The 20,024-nt window shown below is 65.3% G+C and carries 9 protein-coding genes; 5 read left to right on the top strand and 4 right to left on the bottom strand.

Annotation, left to right across the window (positions count from 1 at the left end):
- Window positions 1–54: 54 nt before the first annotated feature.
- Complete coding sequence (locus BZF59_RS08755; RefSeq protein WP_086607888.1) at window positions 55–1,224, bottom strand: acetyl-CoA C-acetyltransferase; 1,170 nt, start codon at window positions 1,222–1,224, stop codon at window positions 55–57.
- A gap of 347 nt (window positions 1,225–1,571) precedes the next feature.
- Here BZF59_RS08755 and BZF59_RS08750 point away from each other — a divergent pair, with 347 nt between their 5' ends.
- The 4 genes from BZF59_RS08750 (at window position 1,572) to BZF59_RS08735 (ending at window position 8,858) form a co-directional block, all read left to right on the top strand.
- On the top strand, window positions 1,572–4,745 hold the full coding sequence (locus BZF59_RS08750; RefSeq protein ID WP_086607887.1) for a TonB-dependent receptor domain-containing protein: 3,174 nt from the start codon (window positions 1,572–1,574) through the stop codon (window positions 4,743–4,745).
- 70 nt (window positions 4,746–4,815) lie between these two features.
- Complete coding sequence (locus BZF59_RS08745; protein ID WP_086607886.1) at window positions 4,816–6,333, top strand: putative 2OG-Fe(II) oxygenase; 1,518 nt, start codon at window positions 4,816–4,818, stop codon at window positions 6,331–6,333.
- Window positions 6,334–6,337: 4 nt separating this feature from the next.
- Window positions 6,338–8,218 (top strand): tetratricopeptide repeat-containing sulfotransferase family protein, encoded by a 1,881-nt coding sequence (locus BZF59_RS08740; protein WP_086607885.1) that lies wholly within the window; start codon window positions 6,338–6,340, stop codon window positions 8,216–8,218.
- 94 nt (window positions 8,219–8,312) lie between these two features.
- Window positions 8,313–8,858: a hypothetical protein gene (locus tag BZF59_RS08735; protein WP_086607884.1), complete on the top strand. Its 546-nt coding sequence runs from the start codon at window positions 8,313–8,315 to the stop codon at window positions 8,856–8,858.
- An 83-nt stretch (window positions 8,859–8,941) separates the two neighbouring features.
- Here BZF59_RS08735 and BZF59_RS08730 read toward each other — a convergent pair whose 3' ends face one another.
- The 3 genes from BZF59_RS08730 to clpB all read right to left on the bottom strand — a co-directional run bounded on the left by BZF59_RS08730 (window position 8,942) and on the right by clpB (window position 17,536).
- Window positions 8,942–10,936, bottom strand: a complete 1,995-nt coding sequence (locus BZF59_RS08730; RefSeq protein ID WP_086608393.1) for an alpha/beta hydrolase family protein — start codon at window positions 10,934–10,936, stop codon at window positions 8,942–8,944.
- Window positions 10,937–11,080: 144 nt separating this feature from the next.
- Window positions 11,081–14,650 carry a TonB-dependent receptor domain-containing protein gene (locus tag BZF59_RS08725; protein ID WP_245806086.1) on the bottom strand — a complete coding sequence of 1,190 codons (3,570 nt, stop codon included), beginning with the start codon at window positions 14,648–14,650 and terminating at the stop codon, window positions 11,081–11,083.
- A 306-nt stretch (window positions 14,651–14,956) separates the two neighbouring features.
- A complete protein-coding gene (clpB, locus tag BZF59_RS08720; protein WP_086607882.1) occupies window positions 14,957–17,536 on the bottom strand; it encodes an ATP-dependent chaperone ClpB in 2,580 nt (859 codons plus the stop codon).
- A 221-nt stretch (window positions 17,537–17,757) separates the two neighbouring features.
- Here clpB and BZF59_RS08715 point away from each other — a divergent pair, with 221 nt between their 5' ends.
- Window positions 17,758–19,977 (top strand): acylase, encoded by a 2,220-nt coding sequence (locus tag BZF59_RS08715; RefSeq protein ID WP_086607881.1) that lies wholly within the window; start codon window positions 17,758–17,760, stop codon window positions 19,975–19,977.
- Window positions 19,978–20,024: the final 47 nt, after the last annotated feature.

The raw sequence follows: 20,024 nt of genomic DNA, 5'->3' as shown, positions 1-20,024 counted from the left end.
GGGCCTCAGTCGTTTACGGACGAGATCCCCGCCTTCGCGGGGACTCACGAATTTCTAGAGCGCCTCGATAATCGTCACGTTGGCGACGCCGCCGCCTTCGCACATGGTCTGGAGGCCATATTTCTTGCCATGGCGCTTCAGCGCATGGACCAGCGTCGCCATCAGCTTGGTGCCGCTCGCACCCAGCGGGTGGCCGAGCGCGATCGCACCGCCGTGGACGTTCAGCCGCTCGGGGTCCGCCCCGGTGTGCTTGAGCCACGCCAGCGGCACAGAAGCGAAGGCCTCGTTCACTTCGAACAGATCGATATCGTCGATGCCGAGCCCGGCGCGCTGCAACGCACGGTCGGTCGCGAACAGCGGCTCCTCGAGCATGATCACCGGATCGCCCGCGGTGACGGTGAGGTTGTGGATGCGCGCCAGCGGGGTGAGGCCGTGGGCCTTCAGCGCCGCCTCGCTCACCACCAGCACCGCGGAAGACCCGTCGCAGATCTGGCTGGAGGAAGCCGCGGTCAGCGCACCATCGGGTGACAGCAGCTTGACGCCCGCGATCCCTTCAAGGCTGGAATCAAAGCGGATGCCTTCATCGACCGTGTGCATCGCAGTACCCTCGGGCGTTTCGATCTCGACCGGCACGATCTCACCTTCGAACGCGCCTGCCTGCGTTGCGGCAATCGCCTTGCGGTGGCTGTCATAGGCGAATTGATCGAGCTGATCCTTGGTGAAGCCGTGCTTCCTGACGATCATCTCGGCGCCCATGAACTGGCTGAAGTTGATGCCGGGCCACTTCGCCTCGATCCCCTCGGCCTTGTGATAAAGGCCTTCCTTCATGTGCAGCGTGACGTTGGAGCCCATCGGCACGCGGGTCATGCTTTCCACGCCGCTGGCGATCACCACGTCCTGCGTGCCGCTCATTACCGCCTGCGCGGCGAACTGGATCGCCTGCTGGCTGGAGCCGCACTGCCGATCAATGGTGACGGCGGGGGTCGATTGCGGAAGCAGCTTCGAGGCGAGCACACCCATTCGCCCGACCTGCAAGGCCTGCTCACCCGCCTGACTGACGCAGCCCGTCACCACATCGTCGATCGCCTTGGGGTCAATCCCGCTGCGCGCGACGATGGCATCGAGCGACTTCGCCAGCAAATCAACCGGATGCACCCCGGCCAGGCGCCCGCCCCGGCGCCCGCCGGCGGTGCGGACAGCTTCGACAATATAGGCTGTGGTCATGACTCTCTCCCTGATCGGACCGACCCGGCCGGCCCCGTTGCGAGCGGTGCGAAATCAGTTTCGTATCACTACTCGCTTGTCCTCCCAGCGCCTATTCAAGCGCCCGGGGCAAATCAAGCGACCAAATTGATGGTGCCCGCAAGGCACTGTCCCAAAGGGTATCTTCAGACTGTGGCAGAAGCGTAACAGGTTCGCTGCAAGCGCGCGGCTAAGGGTGAATTGGGTTTGCACTCGCCAAGGGGTTGGCGCATTCGGCACCTCGGAGAGGGCTATAAGGTGCATTGTCACCAGCCCTTGACGTTTGAAGTGTCATTTGACCTGGTCAAACCTAAAGGAGGAAGACCACCATGAAGAAGCACGCGCTTCTCAAGGCCGGTGCGGCAACTGCCGTCATCGCCCTGACCGTTGGCGCCCCTGCATTTGCGCAGGATGCCGACGTCACCACCGATAACGCTGCCGAGGCTGAAGAAGTCCAGGCGATCGTCGTCACCGGGACCCGTCTGCGCTCGCCGAACCTAGAATCGGCCAGCCCCGTCACCGTCGTGACCGCGGAAGAATTCGCCCTTACCGGGACGACCCGCGTCGAAGACCTCATCAACTCGCTGCCGCAGGTGTTCGCTGCCCAGGGCGGCAACATCGCCAACGGCGCGAGCGGTATCGCCACCCTCAACCTGCGCGGCCTCGGGCCCGAGCGTACGCTCGTTCTCGTCAACGGCCGCCGCATGGCGCCCGGCACGCCCTCGACTTCGGCGGCCGACATCAACTTCATCCCCGCCGCTCTGATCGAGCGCGTGGACGTGCTGACCGGCGGTGCTTCGTCGGTGTATGGTGCGGACGCGGTTGCGGGCGTTGTGAACTTCGTGCTCGATACCGACTTCGAAGGCTTCAAGATCAACGCCAACTACGGTGTCTACAACCACAACAACCGGGCCTCGGCCGACATCCGCGCCGCCAATGACGCGCGCGGCTTCGGCTATCCGACCGGCACTGTCACCGATGGCGGCACCTTCGATGCCACCGTTGCCTTTGGCGCCAGCTTCGACGACGGCCGCGGCCGCGTCACCGCCTACGCCGGCTACCGCAAGATCGATCCGGTGCTTCAGGCCCGTCGCGACTACTCGTCGTGCGTGCTGCAGGCGACCACCGCTGCTGCGGTCGCGGGCGGCGGACGTCGTTACAACTGCGGCGGTTCGGCCACCTCGGCTGTCGGCACCGCGATCTACTACGACGATTTCGATGACACGACCGATGCCGATGGCGACGGCGTTGCGGATTCGCTGACCTCGACCCTGTCGCAGTTCGGCCCGAACCGCACCCTGCTGCCGGGCTTCACCGCGTTCAACTTCGGCCCGCTGAACTACTACCAGCGCCCGGATGAACGCTACACCGCCGGTGTCTTCGCGGACTACGAAATCTCGAGCGCGATCAAGCCCTACATGGAGTTCATGTTCATGGACGACCGCACGGTCGCCCAGATCGCTCCGTCGGGTGACTTCGGCAACACCCTGTCGATCAACTGCGACAACCCGCTGCTCGGCGCTGGTCAGGTTGCGCAGTTCTGCGATGATGAAAACCTGCTGGTCAGCCCGCTGCCCGGCGACGCGTTCTTCGTGACCGGTAACGTTGCGGCTGAAAACGCGGCCCGTATCGATCGTGGCCTGGGTGAACCCCTGCTGCCGACCACGCCGTTCGATTTCATCGATCCGCTGACCGGCAACACCTACAACCGTGGCTTCCTGCAGCTGCTGCGTCGTAACGTCGAAGGCGGTCCGCGTCAGGACGATCTCCAGCACGTCTCCTATCGCGCCGTCATCGGTGTGAAGGGCGATCTGTCGCCGGCATGGTCGTATGATGCTTACTACCAGTACGGCCGCAACAACTACAACCAGACCTACCTCAACGACTTCTCGGTCACGCGCCTCGGCCGTGCCCTTGACGTGGTGAACGGTCCGGGTGGCACCCCGGTGTGCCGTTCGACGCTCGATGGTTCGGACACGAACTGCGTGCCGTGGGACATCTTCTCGCCGGGTACGGTCGCTCCCTCGCAGGCAGCGGTTCAGTATCTCTCGACCCCGGGCTTTTCGCGCGGTGTCGTGAGCCAGCAGGTCGCAAGCGCATACGTTTCGGGTTCGCTGGGTGAATACGGCCTCAAGACTCCCTGGGCCGACCAGGGCGTGGATGTCGTGTTCGGTGCCGAATACCGCAAGGAAAGCCTCGAGTTCAATTCGGACTCCGCCTTCAGCACCGGCGACCTTGCCGGTCAGGGCGCGGCGACCCTTCCGGTGGCCGGCAGCTTCGACGTGAAGGAATTCTTCACCGAAGTCCGTCTGCCGATCGCGCAGGACAGCTGGGTGTATGACTTCACCATCACCGGCGGCTATCGCTATTCGGACTACAGCACCGGCGTGAGCACCGACACCTACAAGATCGAAGGTGAATTCGCCCCGACCCGCGACTTCCGCATCCGCGGTGGTTACAACCGGGCCGTTCGTGCACCGACGGTGCAGGATCTGTTCGCGCCGAACCGCGTGGCTCTGGACGGCTCGTCCGATCCGTGCTCGGGCTTCACCATCACTGCTGCAGACACCGGCTGTCTGGCGCAGGGCTTGACGGTTGGCCAGTTCGTCGCTCCGAACCCGGCTGACCAGTACAACGGGTTTGTTGGCGGTAACCTCAACCTCACCCCCGAAGTGGCCGACACCTACACCGGTGGTGTGGTGCTGACCCCGACCTTCCTGCCTGGCTTCACCGCCAGCGTCGATTACTTCAACATCGACATCACGCAGGCGATCGGCGGGATCGGTTCGGACACCATTCTGGCGGCCTGTACCGCGACGGCGGATCCGTTCTTCTGCGGCCTCATCAACCGCGATCCCTCGGGCTCGCTGTGGCGCTCGGCGGCTGGTTTCACGACCAACGTCACGCAGAACATCGGTGGCTTCTCGACCTCGGGTGTTGACGCTCAGGTGAACTACACCACCGAAATCGGTGATCTGGGTACCCTGACCTTCAACTTCCTCGGCACCTACCTCGATGAGCTGGTGACCGACACAGGGGTTGCGATCCCGGGTCTCGACCAGACCTTCGATTGCGTCGGTCTCTACGGGAACGTTTGCGGCCAGCCCAACCCGCAGTGGCGCCACCAGGCCCGCCTCGGGTTCAACCTCCGCAGCGGCATCGGTGCCTCGCTGCGTTGGCGTTACTTCGACAGCGTCACCCTCGACGCCGTCGAAGCCAACACCAACCTGAGCAGCACCGGTCCCTCGGGTCCGGCTCCGGGCGGCACCGCCCGTCCGGGTGTTGCCGGGTTCGACTCGGTCAACTACTTCGACCTGACGTTCACCTTCGAAGCAGGGGACAACTTCAACTTCGTCCTCGGCGCGAACAACGTGCTCGACAAGTCTCCGCCGGTTGTCGGCTCGCAGGCTTGCCCTGCCGGTTCGTGCAACGGCAACGTCTACGCGCAGCAGTATGACGCCCTCGGGCGCTACATCTTTGCGGGTGTGACGCTTGATTTCTAAGCGTTACCGTCGCTAGACAACGAATGGCGGGCCGAAAGGCCCGCCATTTTCGTTTGGGGAACCTGACCGCGTGCAACTCGCCGAAGCCCAAGCCCGGATCGCGCAGTTCCCGCTCCACGATCCCGCCGCCGCGCTCGGTACGGGCGTGGCGCTGATCAATGCCGACTATCCCGAGCTCCTGTTCCCCCACGCCCGCACCCTCGCCGCGCGCCATCCAGGCAGCGCCAAGGCGCAGCAATTGCTCGGCCTCGCCGCCCGTGCCTGCGGGGAAAGCCTGATCGCGGCCGAAGCTTTCGCCGCCGCCGCCAGCGCCGCCCCGCAGGACGCGCTGATCGCCCATTCGCGGGCCCGCACCGCACTCGAGGCCGGGCAGCCCGCGGCTGCCCTGTTCGCCGCCGCTGCGCGCCTCGCGCCGCAGGACGGCGGCGTCATCCTCGGCCACGCCGCCGCGCTGCTGCACGAGGGTCGCGCGGACGAGGCCACCGCCCTGCTCAGCCGCACCCTCGCCGCCAACCCGCTGTGGCTCGCCGGGCACCGCAGCCTCGCCGCGATTGCCGGGCAGATGGGCGAAGACCCGCTCGCCAGCGTCACCGCAGCGCTCGCCCGCCACCCGCGCACGCCCGAACTGCACCACTGCGCCATCTCGCTGGCGCTGCAAGCCCGCGACCTGCCGCGCGCTGCCGCAGCCGTGGCAGCGGCCACCGCCGCCCTCGGCACGCCTGCATGGCTCACGCTGATGGCCGGGCACGTCGCCTCGGAACAGGGCGATCTCGCCGCCGCCGATGCGCACTTTGCCACGGCAGCGCCCGCCGCCGCCGATCCCGCCTCGGCATGGATGCACGCGCGCCACCTGATCCGCGCGAACGCCCCCGATCGCGCCGCTGCACTCCTCGAGCCCCTCGTCGGTCAGCCCGGCGCCGCCGCGCTGTGGCCCTACCTGTCGCTCGCATGGCGGATGCGCGGCGATCCCCGTGCGGACTGGCTGGAAGGCGATGCCCGGCTGGTCGGCGTTTACGATATCGGCCTGTCCGAAGCCGAGCTGACCGCGCTCGCCGAGCACCTGCGCGGCCTGCATTTCGCCCGCAGCGCCCCGCTCGACCAATCGGTGCGCGGTGGCACGCAGACCGACGGCAACCTGCTGCTGCGCACCGAGGCCCCGATCCGCGACCTCAAGGCGCGCCTGCTCGCGCTGGTGGAGCGGCACGTCGCACAGCTTCCGCCCCCAGATCCGGGCCACCCCACCCTCCTCGCCCGCCGCGCGCCGCTGCGCATCGCCGGGGCATGGTCGGTGCGGCTGGAGCAGGCAGGGTTCCACACCGATCATGTCCACCCGCAGGGCTGGTTCAGCTCGGCGCTCTACGTAGCCCTGCCCGAAACGCTCGGGAAAGGCGGAGAGGATCATGCCGGGTGGCTCAGCCTCGGCGAGGCGCGCGATCTGGTGCCGGGGCTGCCGCCCAGCCAGCTGATCGAGCCCAAGCCGGGGCGGCTGGTGCTGTTCCCATCGACCATGTGGCATGGTACGCGCCCCTTCCCCCACGGCGAGCGGTTGACGGTCGCCTTCGACATTGCCCGACTCCGACAGGATTAACCCCATGCAACAGGCCACCCCCACCGACACGCTCGCCCCCGCAATTGCGGAGGCCCTGCGCCTGCGGCAGGCCGGGGATGCGGCTGGCGCGCTGGCGCTGGCCGAACGTCATGCCGCGCCGACCGAAGAGGGCGCGCCCTTTCTGGCGATTGCGGGCCTCGCCGCGATGGAGCTGGGCGATCCTGCGCGTGCGCTGACCCATCTGGAGCCGCTGGCCTGGATGCGCCCCGATGACCTCGAAATCCGCGCCGATCACGCGCGCGCGCTGCTCGCCGCCGGGCGCGAGGATGAGGCGCTGGCGCTGTCCGAAGGGGCGTCGCTCCCCGCGCTCGCCCGGATCGAGGGCTGGATCCGCCAGCAGCGCGGCGACCTCAGGCAGGCCCACGCCGCCTTCGCGCGCGTCCTTCAGGCCGAGCCGACCGATGCTGCCAGCTGGAACAGCCTCGGCAATATCCATGATGCCGCAGGGCACATCGACCGCGCGATCCACGCCTTCGAAAACGCCATCACCTATCAGCCCGATGAGCCGGGGATGTATCTCAACCTCGCCGATGTGCTGCGCCGGGCGGATCGCGGCGTGGCGCGCTTGAAGGTCGCGCGCGATGTCGCCGCCATCGCACCCGATCGCCGCGACGTGCAGACCGAGCTTGCCATGGCGCTCGCCCATAACGAAGAGCTCGAAGAAGCCATCGCGGTGCTCGAGGCTGCGGTGCAGCGCTGGCCCGAATTCGGCGAATCCCATCTCGAACTAGGGCGGCTTTACGAAGCGACCAACCGCACCGAGGCGCTGGCCGCCTTCCTCGCGGGCCTCGATCTTGCCGCCTGCCCGCCCGAGGTCGCCTTCCTCCACGCCTGGCTCGCCCAGCGCGAAGGGCGTTTCGAAGACGCAATGCGCCATGCCGAGGCGATCCCGCCGACCATTCACCCGATGCGGCGCGAGGCGCTGATCGGCAACATCGCCGAACGGCTTGGCGATGCCCCGCGCGCCTTTGCCGCCTTCAGCGCGATGAACGCCGCCGCCATGGCCGAAGCCCCGTCCCTGTCCGGGCCGAGTTACCGCGCCAGCGTGGAAGCCGATTGCGCCCGCTGGAGCGCCGACTGGGCCGCGCGCTGGACGCCGCAGCTCACCCCCGATCCCGCCCAGCGCGATCCGGTGTTTCTCGTCGGCTTCCCGCGTTCGGGCACGACCCTGCTCGACACCATGCTGATGGGCCTGCCAGACGTGCAGGTGCTGGAAGAGCGCCCGATGATCGCCGGCATTCAGCGTCAGATCGGTGAGGCCGATCTGGCCGCGCTGACCGCCGACCAGTGCCGCAGCCTGCGCGACACCTATTTCGCCAGCGCCGCCGCGCATGGATGGGACGGCCAGCGCTGGCTGATCGACAAGCACCCGCTCAACATGGCCCGTGCGCCGCTGATCCACCGCCTGTTCCCGAACGCGCGCTTCATCCTTGCCGAGCGACACCCGGCCGACGCGGTGCTGAGCTGTTTCATGGCGAACTTCACGCTCAACCACGCAATGCGCAGCTTCACCGATCTTGAAGAGGCCGCGCGCACTTACGACGCGGTGTTCAGCGCGTGGACGCAGGCCAATGCGCTGCTGCCGATCGCTGCCCATGCGGTTCGCTACGAGAGGCTGGTCGAAGGCCCGCGCGGCGAATTGCAGCCGCTGACGCAGTGGCTCGGCCTTGACTGGGACGACCGCCTGCTGGCGCATGAGGACACGGCGCGCAGCCGCGGCCGGGTGCGCACCGCAAGCTATGCGCAGATTTCCGAGCCGCTCTACACCCGCGCCAAGGGTCGCTGGCGGCGCTATGCCGATCAGCTCGCCCCGGTGATGCCGATCCTTGCGCCCTGGGCGACACGGATGGGTTACGACCTCTGATCGCCTCCGCACCGATTGCCTTGGCGGCGGCGCGGCGGTAATCAGACAGGCGAAGGACGAGGCTGCAACCGGCCTTGCGAGGGAGAGACGCGCCATGACCATGATCCGTGCCGCCGGTGCCGCCTGCGCTCTGATGACTGCCGTCATCGCCGCGCCCGGCCATGCCGAGGACAAGCCCGACGAAAGCGCCTATGTCAGCGCCCTGCGCGCCTGTCAGGGCAAGACCGACGATGCCGAGCGGCTCGCCTGTTTCGACACCGCCGTCGCCTCGATCGTGGCGGCCAGCACCGAAGGCGAAGTGCGGGTGGTCGACCGCGAGGAGGTGCGTGAGACGCGGCGCAAGCTGTTCGGCTTTGCCCTGCCCGATTTCGGCATTTTCGGCGGCAAGAGCGACAAGGACGACCCCGAAGCGGCGGAGGAATTCACCACGCTCAACACCACGATCACCGGCGTGCGCACCAGCAGCGGCAAATATGTGCTGGTCACCGAAGAAGGAGCGCAGTGGCAGCTTGACGAGATGCCCGCGCGGCTGATGAAGCCCAAGGTCGGCCAGCCGCTCGAGATCAAGAAGGGGGCGCTCAGCAGCTATTTCCTGCGGATTAACGGGCAGAAGGGCGTCAAGGGCCGCCGCTTGCAATAGGCGCAGCAAGGGGCGGGGCTCCAAAGCAAAAGGGCGCGGCCATCGCTGGCCGCGCCCTTTGTGTTTGGTCCTTGTCGCGCCGCTTAGAGCCCGCCGGGGCCGCAATCATTCGCGAGGTAATCGAGCATCTTGGTGTAGAGCTGCTGCTGGTGGTTGTACATCAGCGTGTTGTAGAAGTGATCAGCCCCTTCCAGCGTGATGAACTCGCCGGTCTTGCCCGCCGCCTGGAAGGCCTTCTGATAGTCCTTCAGGTGGTAATACATCACGCGGCGATCGACGTTGCCGTGGATCATCAGCAGCGGAATGTTGACCTTGCTGACTTCATTCATCGGGTTCACCCCGATCATCCCGCGCCGCTTGGACCATTCGTCCAGCGCCTTGAGGTCGGGGCTGCGGCGGCCCATGTACTGCTTTTCGGGATCAGCCACCGCCGCGCCGGCAACGGCGCATTGGTACAGCTGCTCGTCCCGGCTCAGCGAGACCAATGCGGCATAGCCACCGTACGACCAGCCGAAGAAGGCCACCCGCTCGGGATCGACCAGACCTTGCTCGACAAGGTATTTGACCCCGTCATCCTTGTCGTCCTGCATCTTGCCGCCATGCTCGCCATAGCCGGCGTCGAAATGCTTCTGGCCCCAGCCGACCGAGATGCGGTTGTCCGGGTGCAGCACCATGTAGCCCGCATTGGCGAGCATCTGGCCCCATTCGTCGTAGCCGACCATGCCGTTGACGTGTGGGCCGCCATTGTGCTGGACGATCAGCGGGAACGGCGGCTTGCCCTTGGGCACCGTCACCCACGCCGGGATCATCAGCCCGTCACGCGCGGGGTAGCGGATGTATTTCACATCGGCGAGCTGTTCGGGATTGACCAGCGGGTTGCGGCTGCCGAGCTTGGCCAGTTTGCCGTCCTTGACCAGCCAGAACGAGCCCGGATCATGCGGCCCGCGATTCGTCACCACCATCGACTTGCCGTCGAGCGAACGGCTCGAGATCGTCAGCTGGTGCGAATAGGGGATCTGCTGCTCCAGCGCTTCGTGCAGCGCCTTTTCCTCCTCGTCGAACCAGTGCCGCTCCATCCGCGCGCCGGGATAGCGGGCCGCGACAAGCTTGTCGTTGCCGGGGATCGAGTGGAGCTGGATGCCCATGACATCGGCGTCAGTGTCCTGAAACAGCTTCTTGCCGATCTGGCCGGTCGCGAAGTCGAACTCGTAGAGCCCGGCCTTGTCCTCGCCATTAGGGTTGTCGATCATGTAGCCGAGGTTGGGGTTATCGGGATCGAAGCCGGCGATACCGTGGATCCCGCCCAGCACCCGGTAGAGGTTGGCCGGATCGTTGAGATCGAGCTCCATCAGCTTGGTCCAGTCGCCGTCACCCGGCTTGCGGTAATAGGAAATCACCTTGCCGGCCTGGGTGTCCTGCACCTGCGTGAAGCGCGGGTTGCCCTTGTTGTCCCAGGTGGACACGAAGGGGATCTTGCCCCCACCGCGCAGCACCAGCTCGCGCGCGCCGGTGTTGAGGTTGAAGCGATAATAGGAGCGCGGGCGGATCGAAGCATAGGGATCGACTCCGGTCGCATCGGGAATCGTCGTGCCGGTCGACACGAGCACGTGGTCAGGCTCGTCGGGCAGTAGGTTGACGATGCCGAAATTGCCATCGATCGAGGTGAACTTGTTGGTCGACAGCTTGTAGGCATAGGTGCGGTAATCGCGCACGTCTTCCTCGGGACCCTTCACGGTCTTGCGGTTGACCTGCCAGGCTGAGCCGAAAATCACGTCGTTGCTGACCCACTGGGCCGCGGTGATCTCCATCGGATCGGCGTTGAGCCGCCGCAGTGGCTTTGACAGATCGCTCGTCTCGTAGATTTCGAGGAGGTATTCGCCGTCCTTGCTTTCGACCTTGTGCACCAGCAGGTGCTTGCCATCGGGCGAAATCTGCACCGCGTTCACGACATCGCGCAGCGCCCAGACATCGACCGGCACGGTGCCTTGCGCCTGACTGGGCGCGGGGCCGGCGGTGACGAGGCCGAGCGAGGAAATACCGATCAGTGCGGCGGCGAGCGAGGTCTTGAGAAGTTTCATGATCTGTACCTGTCCCGAGGTCATTGCAGAAACTGGGCGGGAGCCGGTGCGGCTAGGGGGCCAGAGCCCCGCCCACTTACGAAAATGCGGCCTCTCGGCAGGTGCCGGGAGGCCGCATTGTTCAGTCAATCAGGCCATTTTCGATCAGAAGCGATAGAGCAGCTGAGCGAAGTATTCGCGGCCATCAAGGTTGTAACCGCCACCCAGCGGGGTGTTGCCGATCGCCAGCACTTCCGAGCTGTCGACCCGCGGCGGGGTGACATTGAAGATGTTGTTGACGCCCGCGATGATGCGGAAGTCGCCGTTGTCCCAGCGGATCGAGGCGGTGTGTTCGAAGTATTCCTTGGCAAAACCAACGTCGGCGCAGAACACATTGTCGCCCGGCACGATACCGTTCAGCTGACCGGCATTGGCCGTGCCCGCCGGGTTGCGCGAACCGCTGCCGAGGCAGGTGTCGGAGACAAAGCCAGTCGCGACCCCGTCAGGACCGAAACCGAAAGCATCCGAGAACGGGTCGACACCAGCCGGATCCTGCGACACGTCACCGATATAGCGGGTCTGCCAGGTGAACAGGAAGTCGCTGTAACGGATGTTGAAGGTCGCACGACCAATCCAGCTCGGGAAGAAGAACCGACCCGCAAAGTTGTCGGTCAGACGGTTGCCATTGGCATCGCGCGTGGTGGTCGACCGCTCGATCAGGTGGTTCGCAGTTAGGTTCAGCGTCAGGTCGAATTCTTCCTGACCGATCATCACCGGATAGCTGAAGGTGGTGTTGATATCGATACCACGCACCGACTCTTCGTCGAGGTTGATGAAAGCCGCCTGCACCTGGCTGATCAGGAAACGCGCGGATTGCTGATCGCTGGCAGTGATACGATCGCAGAACGGGCTGCGACCACCGTCGAGACGGCTGAAGCAGTCGTCCACGATGAAGCCACCGCCGGCCTCAACGATCGAGTCCTTCAACTTGATGTCGAAGTAGTTGAAGTTGAAGGCAAACTCGAAGCCGCTTGCCCAATCTTCTTCGAACGCGAAGCCGGTCGTGATCGAGCGCGAGGTTTCCGGATCGATGTCGAGCGAACCACCGCTGAAGACCTGCACGCTGCTCGCCTGCAACGAGTTGCCGAGCAGCGGATCGGTGCCGACGCGGGTCGGGTCACGACCCTCACGGCGGCAGTTTTCGAGGATCTGCGGGTCACGGGTGTCGTCTGCGGCGCTGTAGCCGTTCACACTGAACGCTACCGAGGGCACCGCGCAGGGGTCGAAGATGTTCCCGAAGCCCGACTGGCTCTTCAAGAAGTTCTCACGCAGGTTCGGCGCACGGAACGAGGTACCGTAGCTGAACTTGATCAGCAGCGGAGCCACCGGACGCCAGCCCATGCCGAGCGAGAAGGTGCCGTTGGTGCCGTAGAACTGCTCGTCAGTGAGACGACCCGCAGCCTTGACCGTCAGCTCTTCCACCAGCGTTTCACCGGCCAACAGCGGCAGATCGATTTCGCCGTAGAGTTCGCGGATCCACTTGGAACCGGTCGCGCCGCCGTCAGCGAAGAAGCCCCAGAACAGGCCGTTCGATGCCACGAAGTTCGGCTGCGAGTCGATCGAGTCTTCGCGCCATTCGCCACCGAGCACCACGCCCACCGGACCAGCCGGCAGTTCGAACAGGTCACCGGTGATGTAGCCCGAGATGATCTTCTGTTCGTAGACGGTGTTGAAGCTGCGCTCACCGAACAGGTAATCACGCTCCGCCTGGGAGGCGAAATCGCCGATGGCGGTGCCCCCGGCCCCCGGCGTCCCGTAGAGCGACGGTGCGAACAGGTTCACCGGGACACAGCCCGCCAGCAGGTCAGGTGCCGCGAAGGTCGGGTTGCGCAGACCGGCCCCGTTGCACGGCGTGCCAGCGGCAACACCGGTGGTCGCCAGCAGCATCGGGCTCACCTGGAGGCTGATGTAGTCGTCGGCGATGCCGTCGCCATCATTGTCGAAGGTGTTGGGCGGGCTGCCGGTCGGGTTGAAGTCCGCCGTCGGGTCGATACCGAGCGAAAGCGCGAGCTTGTCCTCACGAATACCGCGACGGACGGTCTTACCGATCGAGCGCGAGTAGACACCCGAGACGTCGAAAGTCCAGCTCGAACCGATGAAGGGCAGGTCGCCGCGGACGCCGAGCACGCCACGATACTGCTCCTGCTCGACTTCCACGTTGTTGCGGTCGCCGCGAACGAAGGGAATCGGACGAACCGCGAGCGAAGTCACCGAAGCCAGCGGACCTGCGCGCCCTGCATTGGGCTGGCCGGGCAGGATCTGCTGGAAGTTGTTGTCGAGCGCACGGCAGTCAACACCGCCGGCCGCCTGGTTACAGGGGTTGAAGGCATTTTCGGCCGGCACCCACGGGAAGAACTGCGGGGTACGGCCGTTCCGCGTGGCGGTTTCAAAGCGGCTGTAGCCGGCTTCGAAATAGGGCGTGATGTTCGCTGCGCCCGGCATGGTGTACTCACCATAGGCGAAGACGTTGTAGGAATCCTGCTGCGGAATGAAGGTCTGGGTCGTGTCGACCTGACCATAGTCCACGAGGAAGATGTCATTGATGCCGTCGCCATTGGCGTCGATCGGCACGTTGAACGCGTTGAAGTTGTCCGAGAAGCCGGGAACGCCGGTGTTGCCGGTGATCGGCTGACCGTTGCGGGTCCGGCCATAGGAGGCCGGATCGAAGAACACGTCACCGAAGCGGGTGCCGGGAGCGCCCGAAAGCTGGATGCGACCACCGACAGCCTGCGGCTTGCACTCCTGAATCGGCAGGCCAATGGTCCCGTTGCTGCGGTTGCGCACGTTCGCATTCGACAGCACGTCGAGCGTGAGGATGTTACCGTTCTGGTCGATTTCGATGTGGCGGTCACAGCCCGCGAGGAACGGACGGCTGTCGAGCCGGATCTCGTCCACCCGGCGCCATTCGGCCCCGATCCCGAAAACGGCGCGGTCGGTGTTGAAACCCCAGGCAGCGCTGACGGTGAAATCGTTGCCGTCGCCATATTCGTTGAGGTTGCCGTTCATCTGCACTTCGAGACCGTCAAAGTCCTTGCGCAGAATCACGTTGACCACGCCCGCAACCGCGTCCGAACCGTAGACCGACGACGCACCGTCGAGCAGGAAGTCGTAGCGATCGACCAGCGAGGCCGGGATCAGGTTCAGCGACGGGTTCGACGGCGCACCTTCCACGCCCGCGGGCGAGAGGCGGCGGCCGTTGACTAGCAGCAGGTTACGGTCGGCCCCGAGGCCACGCAGGTTCAGCGTCTGCGAACCCGGGCCGTTGTCGAGCACGAAGCCCTGGAAGGTCGCGTCGATCTGCTGACCGGCAGCAGCTTCCGAGCGCTGGAGGATCTGCGAAGGGTCGAAGGCGCCGACAGCCTGCTGGTTCTCGGTGGTGAGCACCTGCAGCGGCGAAATCGACGAATAGGTGTCGCGCACGATGCGCGAACCGGTGACGGTGATGCTGCCCGACCGGGTCGAACCCTGAGCGTCAGTCGAAACGTCGACCTGCTCCTCTTCTTCATCGTCCGGCTGGTCATCCGCATCCTGCGCCATGACCGGCCCGGCGATCACGAAAGCGATGGCCGAAGCCGAGTAGGCCAGAGCCTTCATCGAGGTGTTGTGAAATTTCTTCATGGTCACTCCAGTTGCCCAAACCGGAGAACGCCAGACAACCACCACCGCCCGCCACATAATTGCCCCATGTGGAAGGCCAGCGCTTCAATGGTTGTCCAAGTCAGTCCCCGCAGTGACTGTTTTGTGCAATGGCGAAGGTTTGATGTCAAAGCGCCCTGTCGCAACCCCGCACTTTTCCGGGGGGTGTTGCGTTAATCCCACATTCAGGGGCGTTACGGGGGGTCAGCCGCAACATTGTTAGTTTGTGGCTTTGCGAATGTTAAAAGATAGGGCGGTCTGCACGCAACAAACCGCCCTGCTTATCGGATTGAACGACGCAAGCTTACAATCTTGCGCAGCTGCGGAAGCGCCTCTCGCGCCCGTTTATTCGCGAATCGTCATCGCCAACTGCCCGTCGCCCTCGTCGATCACCAGCGTGCTGCCATCGGGCAATTTGCCCTCGAGCAGCATCTCGGCGAGCGGATCCTGCACATAGCGCTGCACCGCCCGCTTGAGCGGACGCGCACCATAGACCGGATCATAGCCCACCCGCCCGAGCCAGCGCAGCGCCGCATCGGTGAGGTCGAGCGTGATCTTGCGATCCGCCAGCAGCTTCTGCACCCGGCCCACCTGAATCTCAACAATCGGCGCCATGTGTTCCTGCGCGAGGCGGTGGAACAGGATGATCTCGTCCAGCCGGTTGAGGAATTCGGGCCGGAAATGCCCGCGCACCACGTCCATCACGTCCTTCTCGACGCAGGCGACATCGGCCCCGTCGGGCAGATTGGCGAGATACTGGCTGCCGAGGTTGCTGGTGAGGATGATCAACGTGTTGGCAAAGTCCACCACCCGGCCCTGCCCGTCGGTCAGTCGCCCGTCGTCGAGCACTTGCAGCAGCACGTTGAAGACGTCCGAGTGTGCCTTCTCGACCTCGTCGAACAGCACCACCTGATAGGGGCGGCGGCGCACGGCTTCGGTCAGCACCCCGCCTTCTTCATATCCGACATAGCCCGGAGGCGCGCCGATCAGGCGGGCGACGGCGTGCTTCTCCATGAACTCGCTCATGTCGATGCGCACCATCGCAGAGTCATCATCGAACAGGAACCCGGCGAGCGCCTTGGTCAACTCGGTCTTGCCGACGCCGGTGGGGCCGAGGAAGAGGAAGCTGCCGAGCGGACGGCCGGGGTCTTGCAAGCCGGCCCGCGCACGGCGGACCGCCTTGGACACGGCCTCGATCGCTTGGCTCTGGCCGATCACCCGCTTGCCGAGGATATCTTCCATCGCCAGCAGCTTTTCGCGCTCGCCCGCCATCATCTTGTCGACCGGCACACCCGTCCAGCGGCTGACGACGCCGGCGATGTCCTCTTCGGTCACCTCCTCGCGCAGCATGGCGTTGGCGGCCTGACCTTGCGCTTCGGCGAGCTGCTTTTCGAGCTGCGGGATGCGCCCGTATGAGAGCTCCCCCGCTTTCGCCAGATCGCCTTCGCGCTGGGCCTGTTCGAGCTCCAGCCGCGCGGCATCGAGCTGCTCCTTGAGCTTGCCCTCGGCCTCGATCTTGTCGCGCTCGTTCTGCCAGCGGGTGGTGAGTTCGGCCGATTGCTGTTCGAGGTTCGCCAGCTCCTCGCGCAGCGCGACGAGCCGGTCCTTGGAATTGGCGTCGGTTTCTTTCTGAAGCGCCTGTTCCTCGATCTTCAGCTGGATGATACGCCGGTCGAGCGCTTCGATCTCCTCGGGCTTGCTTTCCACCTCCATGCGGATGCGGCTGGCGGCCTCGTCCATCAGGTCGATCGCCTTGTCGGGCAGGAAGCGGTTCTGGATGTAACGGTCGGACAGCTTCGCCGCGGCGACGATCGCACCGTCGGTGATGCGCACGCCGTGGTGCAGTTCATACTTGTCCTTGATGCCGCGCAGGATCGAGATCGTGTCCTCGACCGTCGGCTCGGCGATGAACACCGGCTGGAACCGCCGCTGCAGCGCGGGGTCTTTCTCGACATACTTCTGATATTCATCGAGCGTGGTCGCACCGATGCAGTGGAGTTCGCCGCGCGAGAGGGCGGGCTTCAACAGGTTTGAAGCATCCATCGAACCTTCGGACGCGCCCGCGCCGATCAGCGTGTGCATCTCGTCGATGAACAGGATGATCTGGCCCTCGGCGGCCTTCACCTCGTCAAGCACGGACTTGAGCCGTTCTTCGAACTCGCCGCGATACTTCGCGCCCGCGATCAGCGCGCCCATGTCGAGGCTCATGAGCGTGCGGCCTTTGAGGCTGTCGGGCACGTCGCCATTGGCGATGCGCAGCGCAAGGCCCTCGGCAATCGCGGTCTTGCCGGTGCCGGGCTCGCCGATCAGCGCGGGGTTGTTCTTGGTGCGCCGGGCGAGGATCTGGATCGTGCGGCGGATCTCCTCGTCGCGGCCGATCACCGGATCGAGCTTGCCGTCGTGTGCAGCCTGCGTCAGATCGCGCGCGAACTTCTTCATCGCGTCGTAGGTGCTCTCGGCCCCTGCAGAATCGGCGCGCTTGCCGCCCCGCAGCGCTTCGATTGCAGCATTGAGCGCCTGGGGCGAGACGCCAGCCGCCTTGATCGCCTCACCCGCCGGGGTTGGCGACAGCGCGAGCGCGGTCAGCATCCGTTCGACCGTGACATAGGAGTCGCCCGCCTTCTCGGCCAGCTGTTCCGCGGTATCGAGCAGGCGCACGGCATCATTGTCGAGGCCGGGGGTTGCCTGCGCGCCGCTGCCGGTGACGGCGGGGATCTTCGACAGGCCCGCGTCGACCGCAGTTGCGGCCAGCGCAGGCTGACCGCCCGCGCGCTGGAGCAGCCCGGCGGCCATACCCTCGCTATCCTCCAGCAGCGCCTTGGCGATATGCAGCGGGGTGATGCGCTGGTGATTGAGCCGGATCGCGACGGTCTGCGCGGCTTGCAGAAAGCCCTTTGCGCGGTCGGTGAACTTTTCGAGATTCATGATCGTCTAACCCCTCCAAAGGTTACCCCCCAGCAGATAGTGTTGCACAATGGCAACACAAGTCTCCGCCCCACAAAAAGCCATGCGGCAGGTGTGTTACTGAGCTAGGTGGGTTCGCTCCGCGCACATCGCAAGAGGGCGGGCCGCGCGCCTCGCAAGCCTTGACCTTGTGCGCCCCTGCCGCGAAGAAAGGCTCGCGCGATTTGGGAGATACGTCCGACATGGTCTGGGTGAAGCGCGGCGCTTTTGCGCTGCTGGGTGTGCTTGTGCTGGCCTTCCTCGTGCTCGCCACGTGGGAGCCCTTTGCCGCCAGCGCCGCATCCTCCCCGCCCACCCGCACCTATACCGCCGAGATCATTCGCGATGAATTCGGCGTGCCGCATATCTACGGCAAGACCGATGCCGACACCGCCTATGGCGTCGCCATCGCTCATGCCGAGGATGATTTCTTCACCTTGCAGGATGTCGTCGCGATGGCGCGCGGGCGCTATGGCGCGATTGCGGGAGAGGACGGCGCGAAGGTCGATTATGTCTACCACCTGATCGACGCGCGCGGCACGGCGGAGCGCGAATATCCAAATCTCCCCGCCGATACCCGCGCTCTGTTCGAAGCCTATGCCGCCGGGCTCAACCAATATGCCGAGGAGCATCCGGGCGAGGTCAAGCTTGGCAACCTGTTCCCGGTCTCCGGGATCGACGTTGCGGCGGGCTTTGCGCTGCGCCAGCCGTTCTTCTTCGGGCTCGACGCGGTGATCGGGCCGCTGGCGGCGGGCGAGCCGCTGCGGCGCGAACACGGCCCCGACATCCCCGGCTTCCCGCGCCCGCCTTTGCCCGGGGCCGAGCCCGGCGCGGAACCTGCGCCGAAGCAGGCGCGCACCCTCGTCCTCCCGCTGGGCGAGGATGCGGAAAGCCTCGGCTCCAACGCCTTTGCGGTCGCGCCGCAGAAGGGCGGCGGGGTCACGACGCTGATCTCCAATTCGCACCAGCCTCTGCGCGGCGGCGTGGCGTGGTACGAACTCGTCGTCGAAAGCGGCGAGGGCTGGCACTTTGCGGGCGCGAACTTCCCCGGATCGCCCTTCCCCTTCCTCGGCCATAACGAGCATCTCGGCTGGACCAACACGGTCAACACACCGGACATGATTGATGTCTACCAGCTGGAGCTGGACGAGAGCGGCACCCGCTACAGGCTCGACGGCCAGTGGCGCGACCTCGAAAGCGAATGGGTGACGCTGCCGGTCAGGATGGGCCCTGTGGTGCTGCCGATCCGCAAGGAAGTGCTGCGCAGCGTGCACGGCCCGGTGATCAAGAACGACAAGGGCGCCTTCGCCATCCGCTATGGCGGGATCGGGGAATTGCAGCAGCTCGATGCCTATTACCGCATCAACAAGGCAACCAGCTTTGCCGAGTGGGAAGCGCAATTGTCGCGCCTCGCCATCCCCTCGACCAATTTCGTCTATGCCGACCAGACCGGCACCATCGCCTATGTCTACAACGCCGCGATCCCGGATCGGCCTGAAGACGTGAAGGCGGACTGGCGTTCTGTGCTGCCCGGCAACCGCTCCGACCTGATCTGGCAGGGGGCGGTCGACTACAAGACCCTGCCCCGGATAGTGAACCCGGCGAGCGGGTGGCTCTACAATTCCAACAATACGCCCTTCACCGCCGCAGGGGCCGGGAGCGATCTCGATCCTGCCGCGTTTGCGCCGGTGATGGGTATCGAATTGAAGCAGACCAACCGTTCATGGCGCGCCTACAAGCTGCTGAGCGAGGCCAGAGTGCTCGACCGGGCGACGCTTGAGGCGATCAAGTATGACACCGGCTACGAGCGGCAGGGCTATGTCGACCGGCTGTTCGACGGGCTGGAAGCGCTGCAAGCCGATGGCGAACTCGCCGAGGCGCGCGACTTGCTGATCGGCTGGGATTTCAACGCCGATGGCAAGGGCAAGGCGGACTCGATCGCCTTGTTGATGATCCTCCCCTTCATGGGCGCCGATTACAACAACAAGCCTTTCCCCGACGTGGCGGAGAAGCTGCAAGCCGCCGCCGACCACCTGATGACCCATTTCGGGCGGCTCGACCCGCCGATGGGCGAGTTGCTGCGGCTGCGGCAGGGCGACGTCGACCTGCCATTGGACGGCGGCTCGGACACGCTGCGCGCCTCGACCACCTGGGACGTGGCCGAGGACGGGCGGCTCAGCCTCAAGCATGGCGACAGCTTCATCATGTGGATCGAATGGTCGCCGGGGCAAAAGGTCGTCTCGCGCTCGATCCAGCCCTTCGGCGCGGCCACCACCCGGCCCGCCAGTCCGCATTACACCGACCAGATGCGGCTGTTCGTCGATCACAAGCTGAAGCCGGTGCACTTCTGGCGCGATGATCTGCTGGCGAAAGCCAGCAGCCGCCGGACCGTTACCACCACCACCGCCACAGGGCCGCGCTGACCGGCGCGCCCGTTTTCGCCAGATTTTGACCATCGGAGCCTTCGTCC

The sequence above is a fragment of the Erythrobacter donghaensis genome, assembly GCF_002155425.1.
Taxonomy (GTDB): domain Bacteria; phylum Pseudomonadota; class Alphaproteobacteria; order Sphingomonadales; family Sphingomonadaceae; genus Erythrobacter; species Erythrobacter donghaensis.
This window is presented reverse-complemented; position numbering and strand designations above follow the sequence as displayed.

Excerpts from the sequence above, each read along its gene's own strand:
- BZF59_RS08755 (WP_086607888.1), bottom strand. The coding sequence starts at position 1,224 with ATGACCACAGCCTATATTGTCGAAGCTGTCCGCACCGCCGGCGGGCGC.
- BZF59_RS08750 (WP_086607887.1), top strand. The coding sequence starts at position 1,572 with ATGAAGAAGCACGCGCTTCTCAAGGCCGGTGCGGCAACTGCCGTCATC.
- BZF59_RS08740 (WP_086607885.1), top strand. The coding sequence starts at position 6,338 with ATGCAACAGGCCACCCCCACCGACACGCTCGCCCCCGCAATTGCGGAG.
- BZF59_RS08735 (WP_086607884.1), top strand. The coding sequence starts at position 8,313 with ATGACCATGATCCGTGCCGCCGGTGCCGCCTGCGCTCTGATGACTGCC.
- BZF59_RS08730 (WP_086608393.1), bottom strand. The coding sequence starts at position 10,936 with ATGAAACTTCTCAAGACCTCGCTCGCCGCCGCACTGATCGGTATTTCC.
- BZF59_RS08725 (WP_245806086.1), bottom strand. The coding sequence starts at position 14,650 with ATGTGGCGGGCGGTGGTGGTTGTCTGGCGTTCTCCGGTTTGGGCAACT.
- clpB (WP_086607882.1), bottom strand. The coding sequence starts at position 17,536 with ATGAATCTCGAAAAGTTCACCGACCGCGCAAAGGGCTTTCTGCAAGCC.
- BZF59_RS08715 (WP_086607881.1), top strand. The coding sequence starts at position 17,758 with ATGGTCTGGGTGAAGCGCGGCGCTTTTGCGCTGCTGGGTGTGCTTGTG.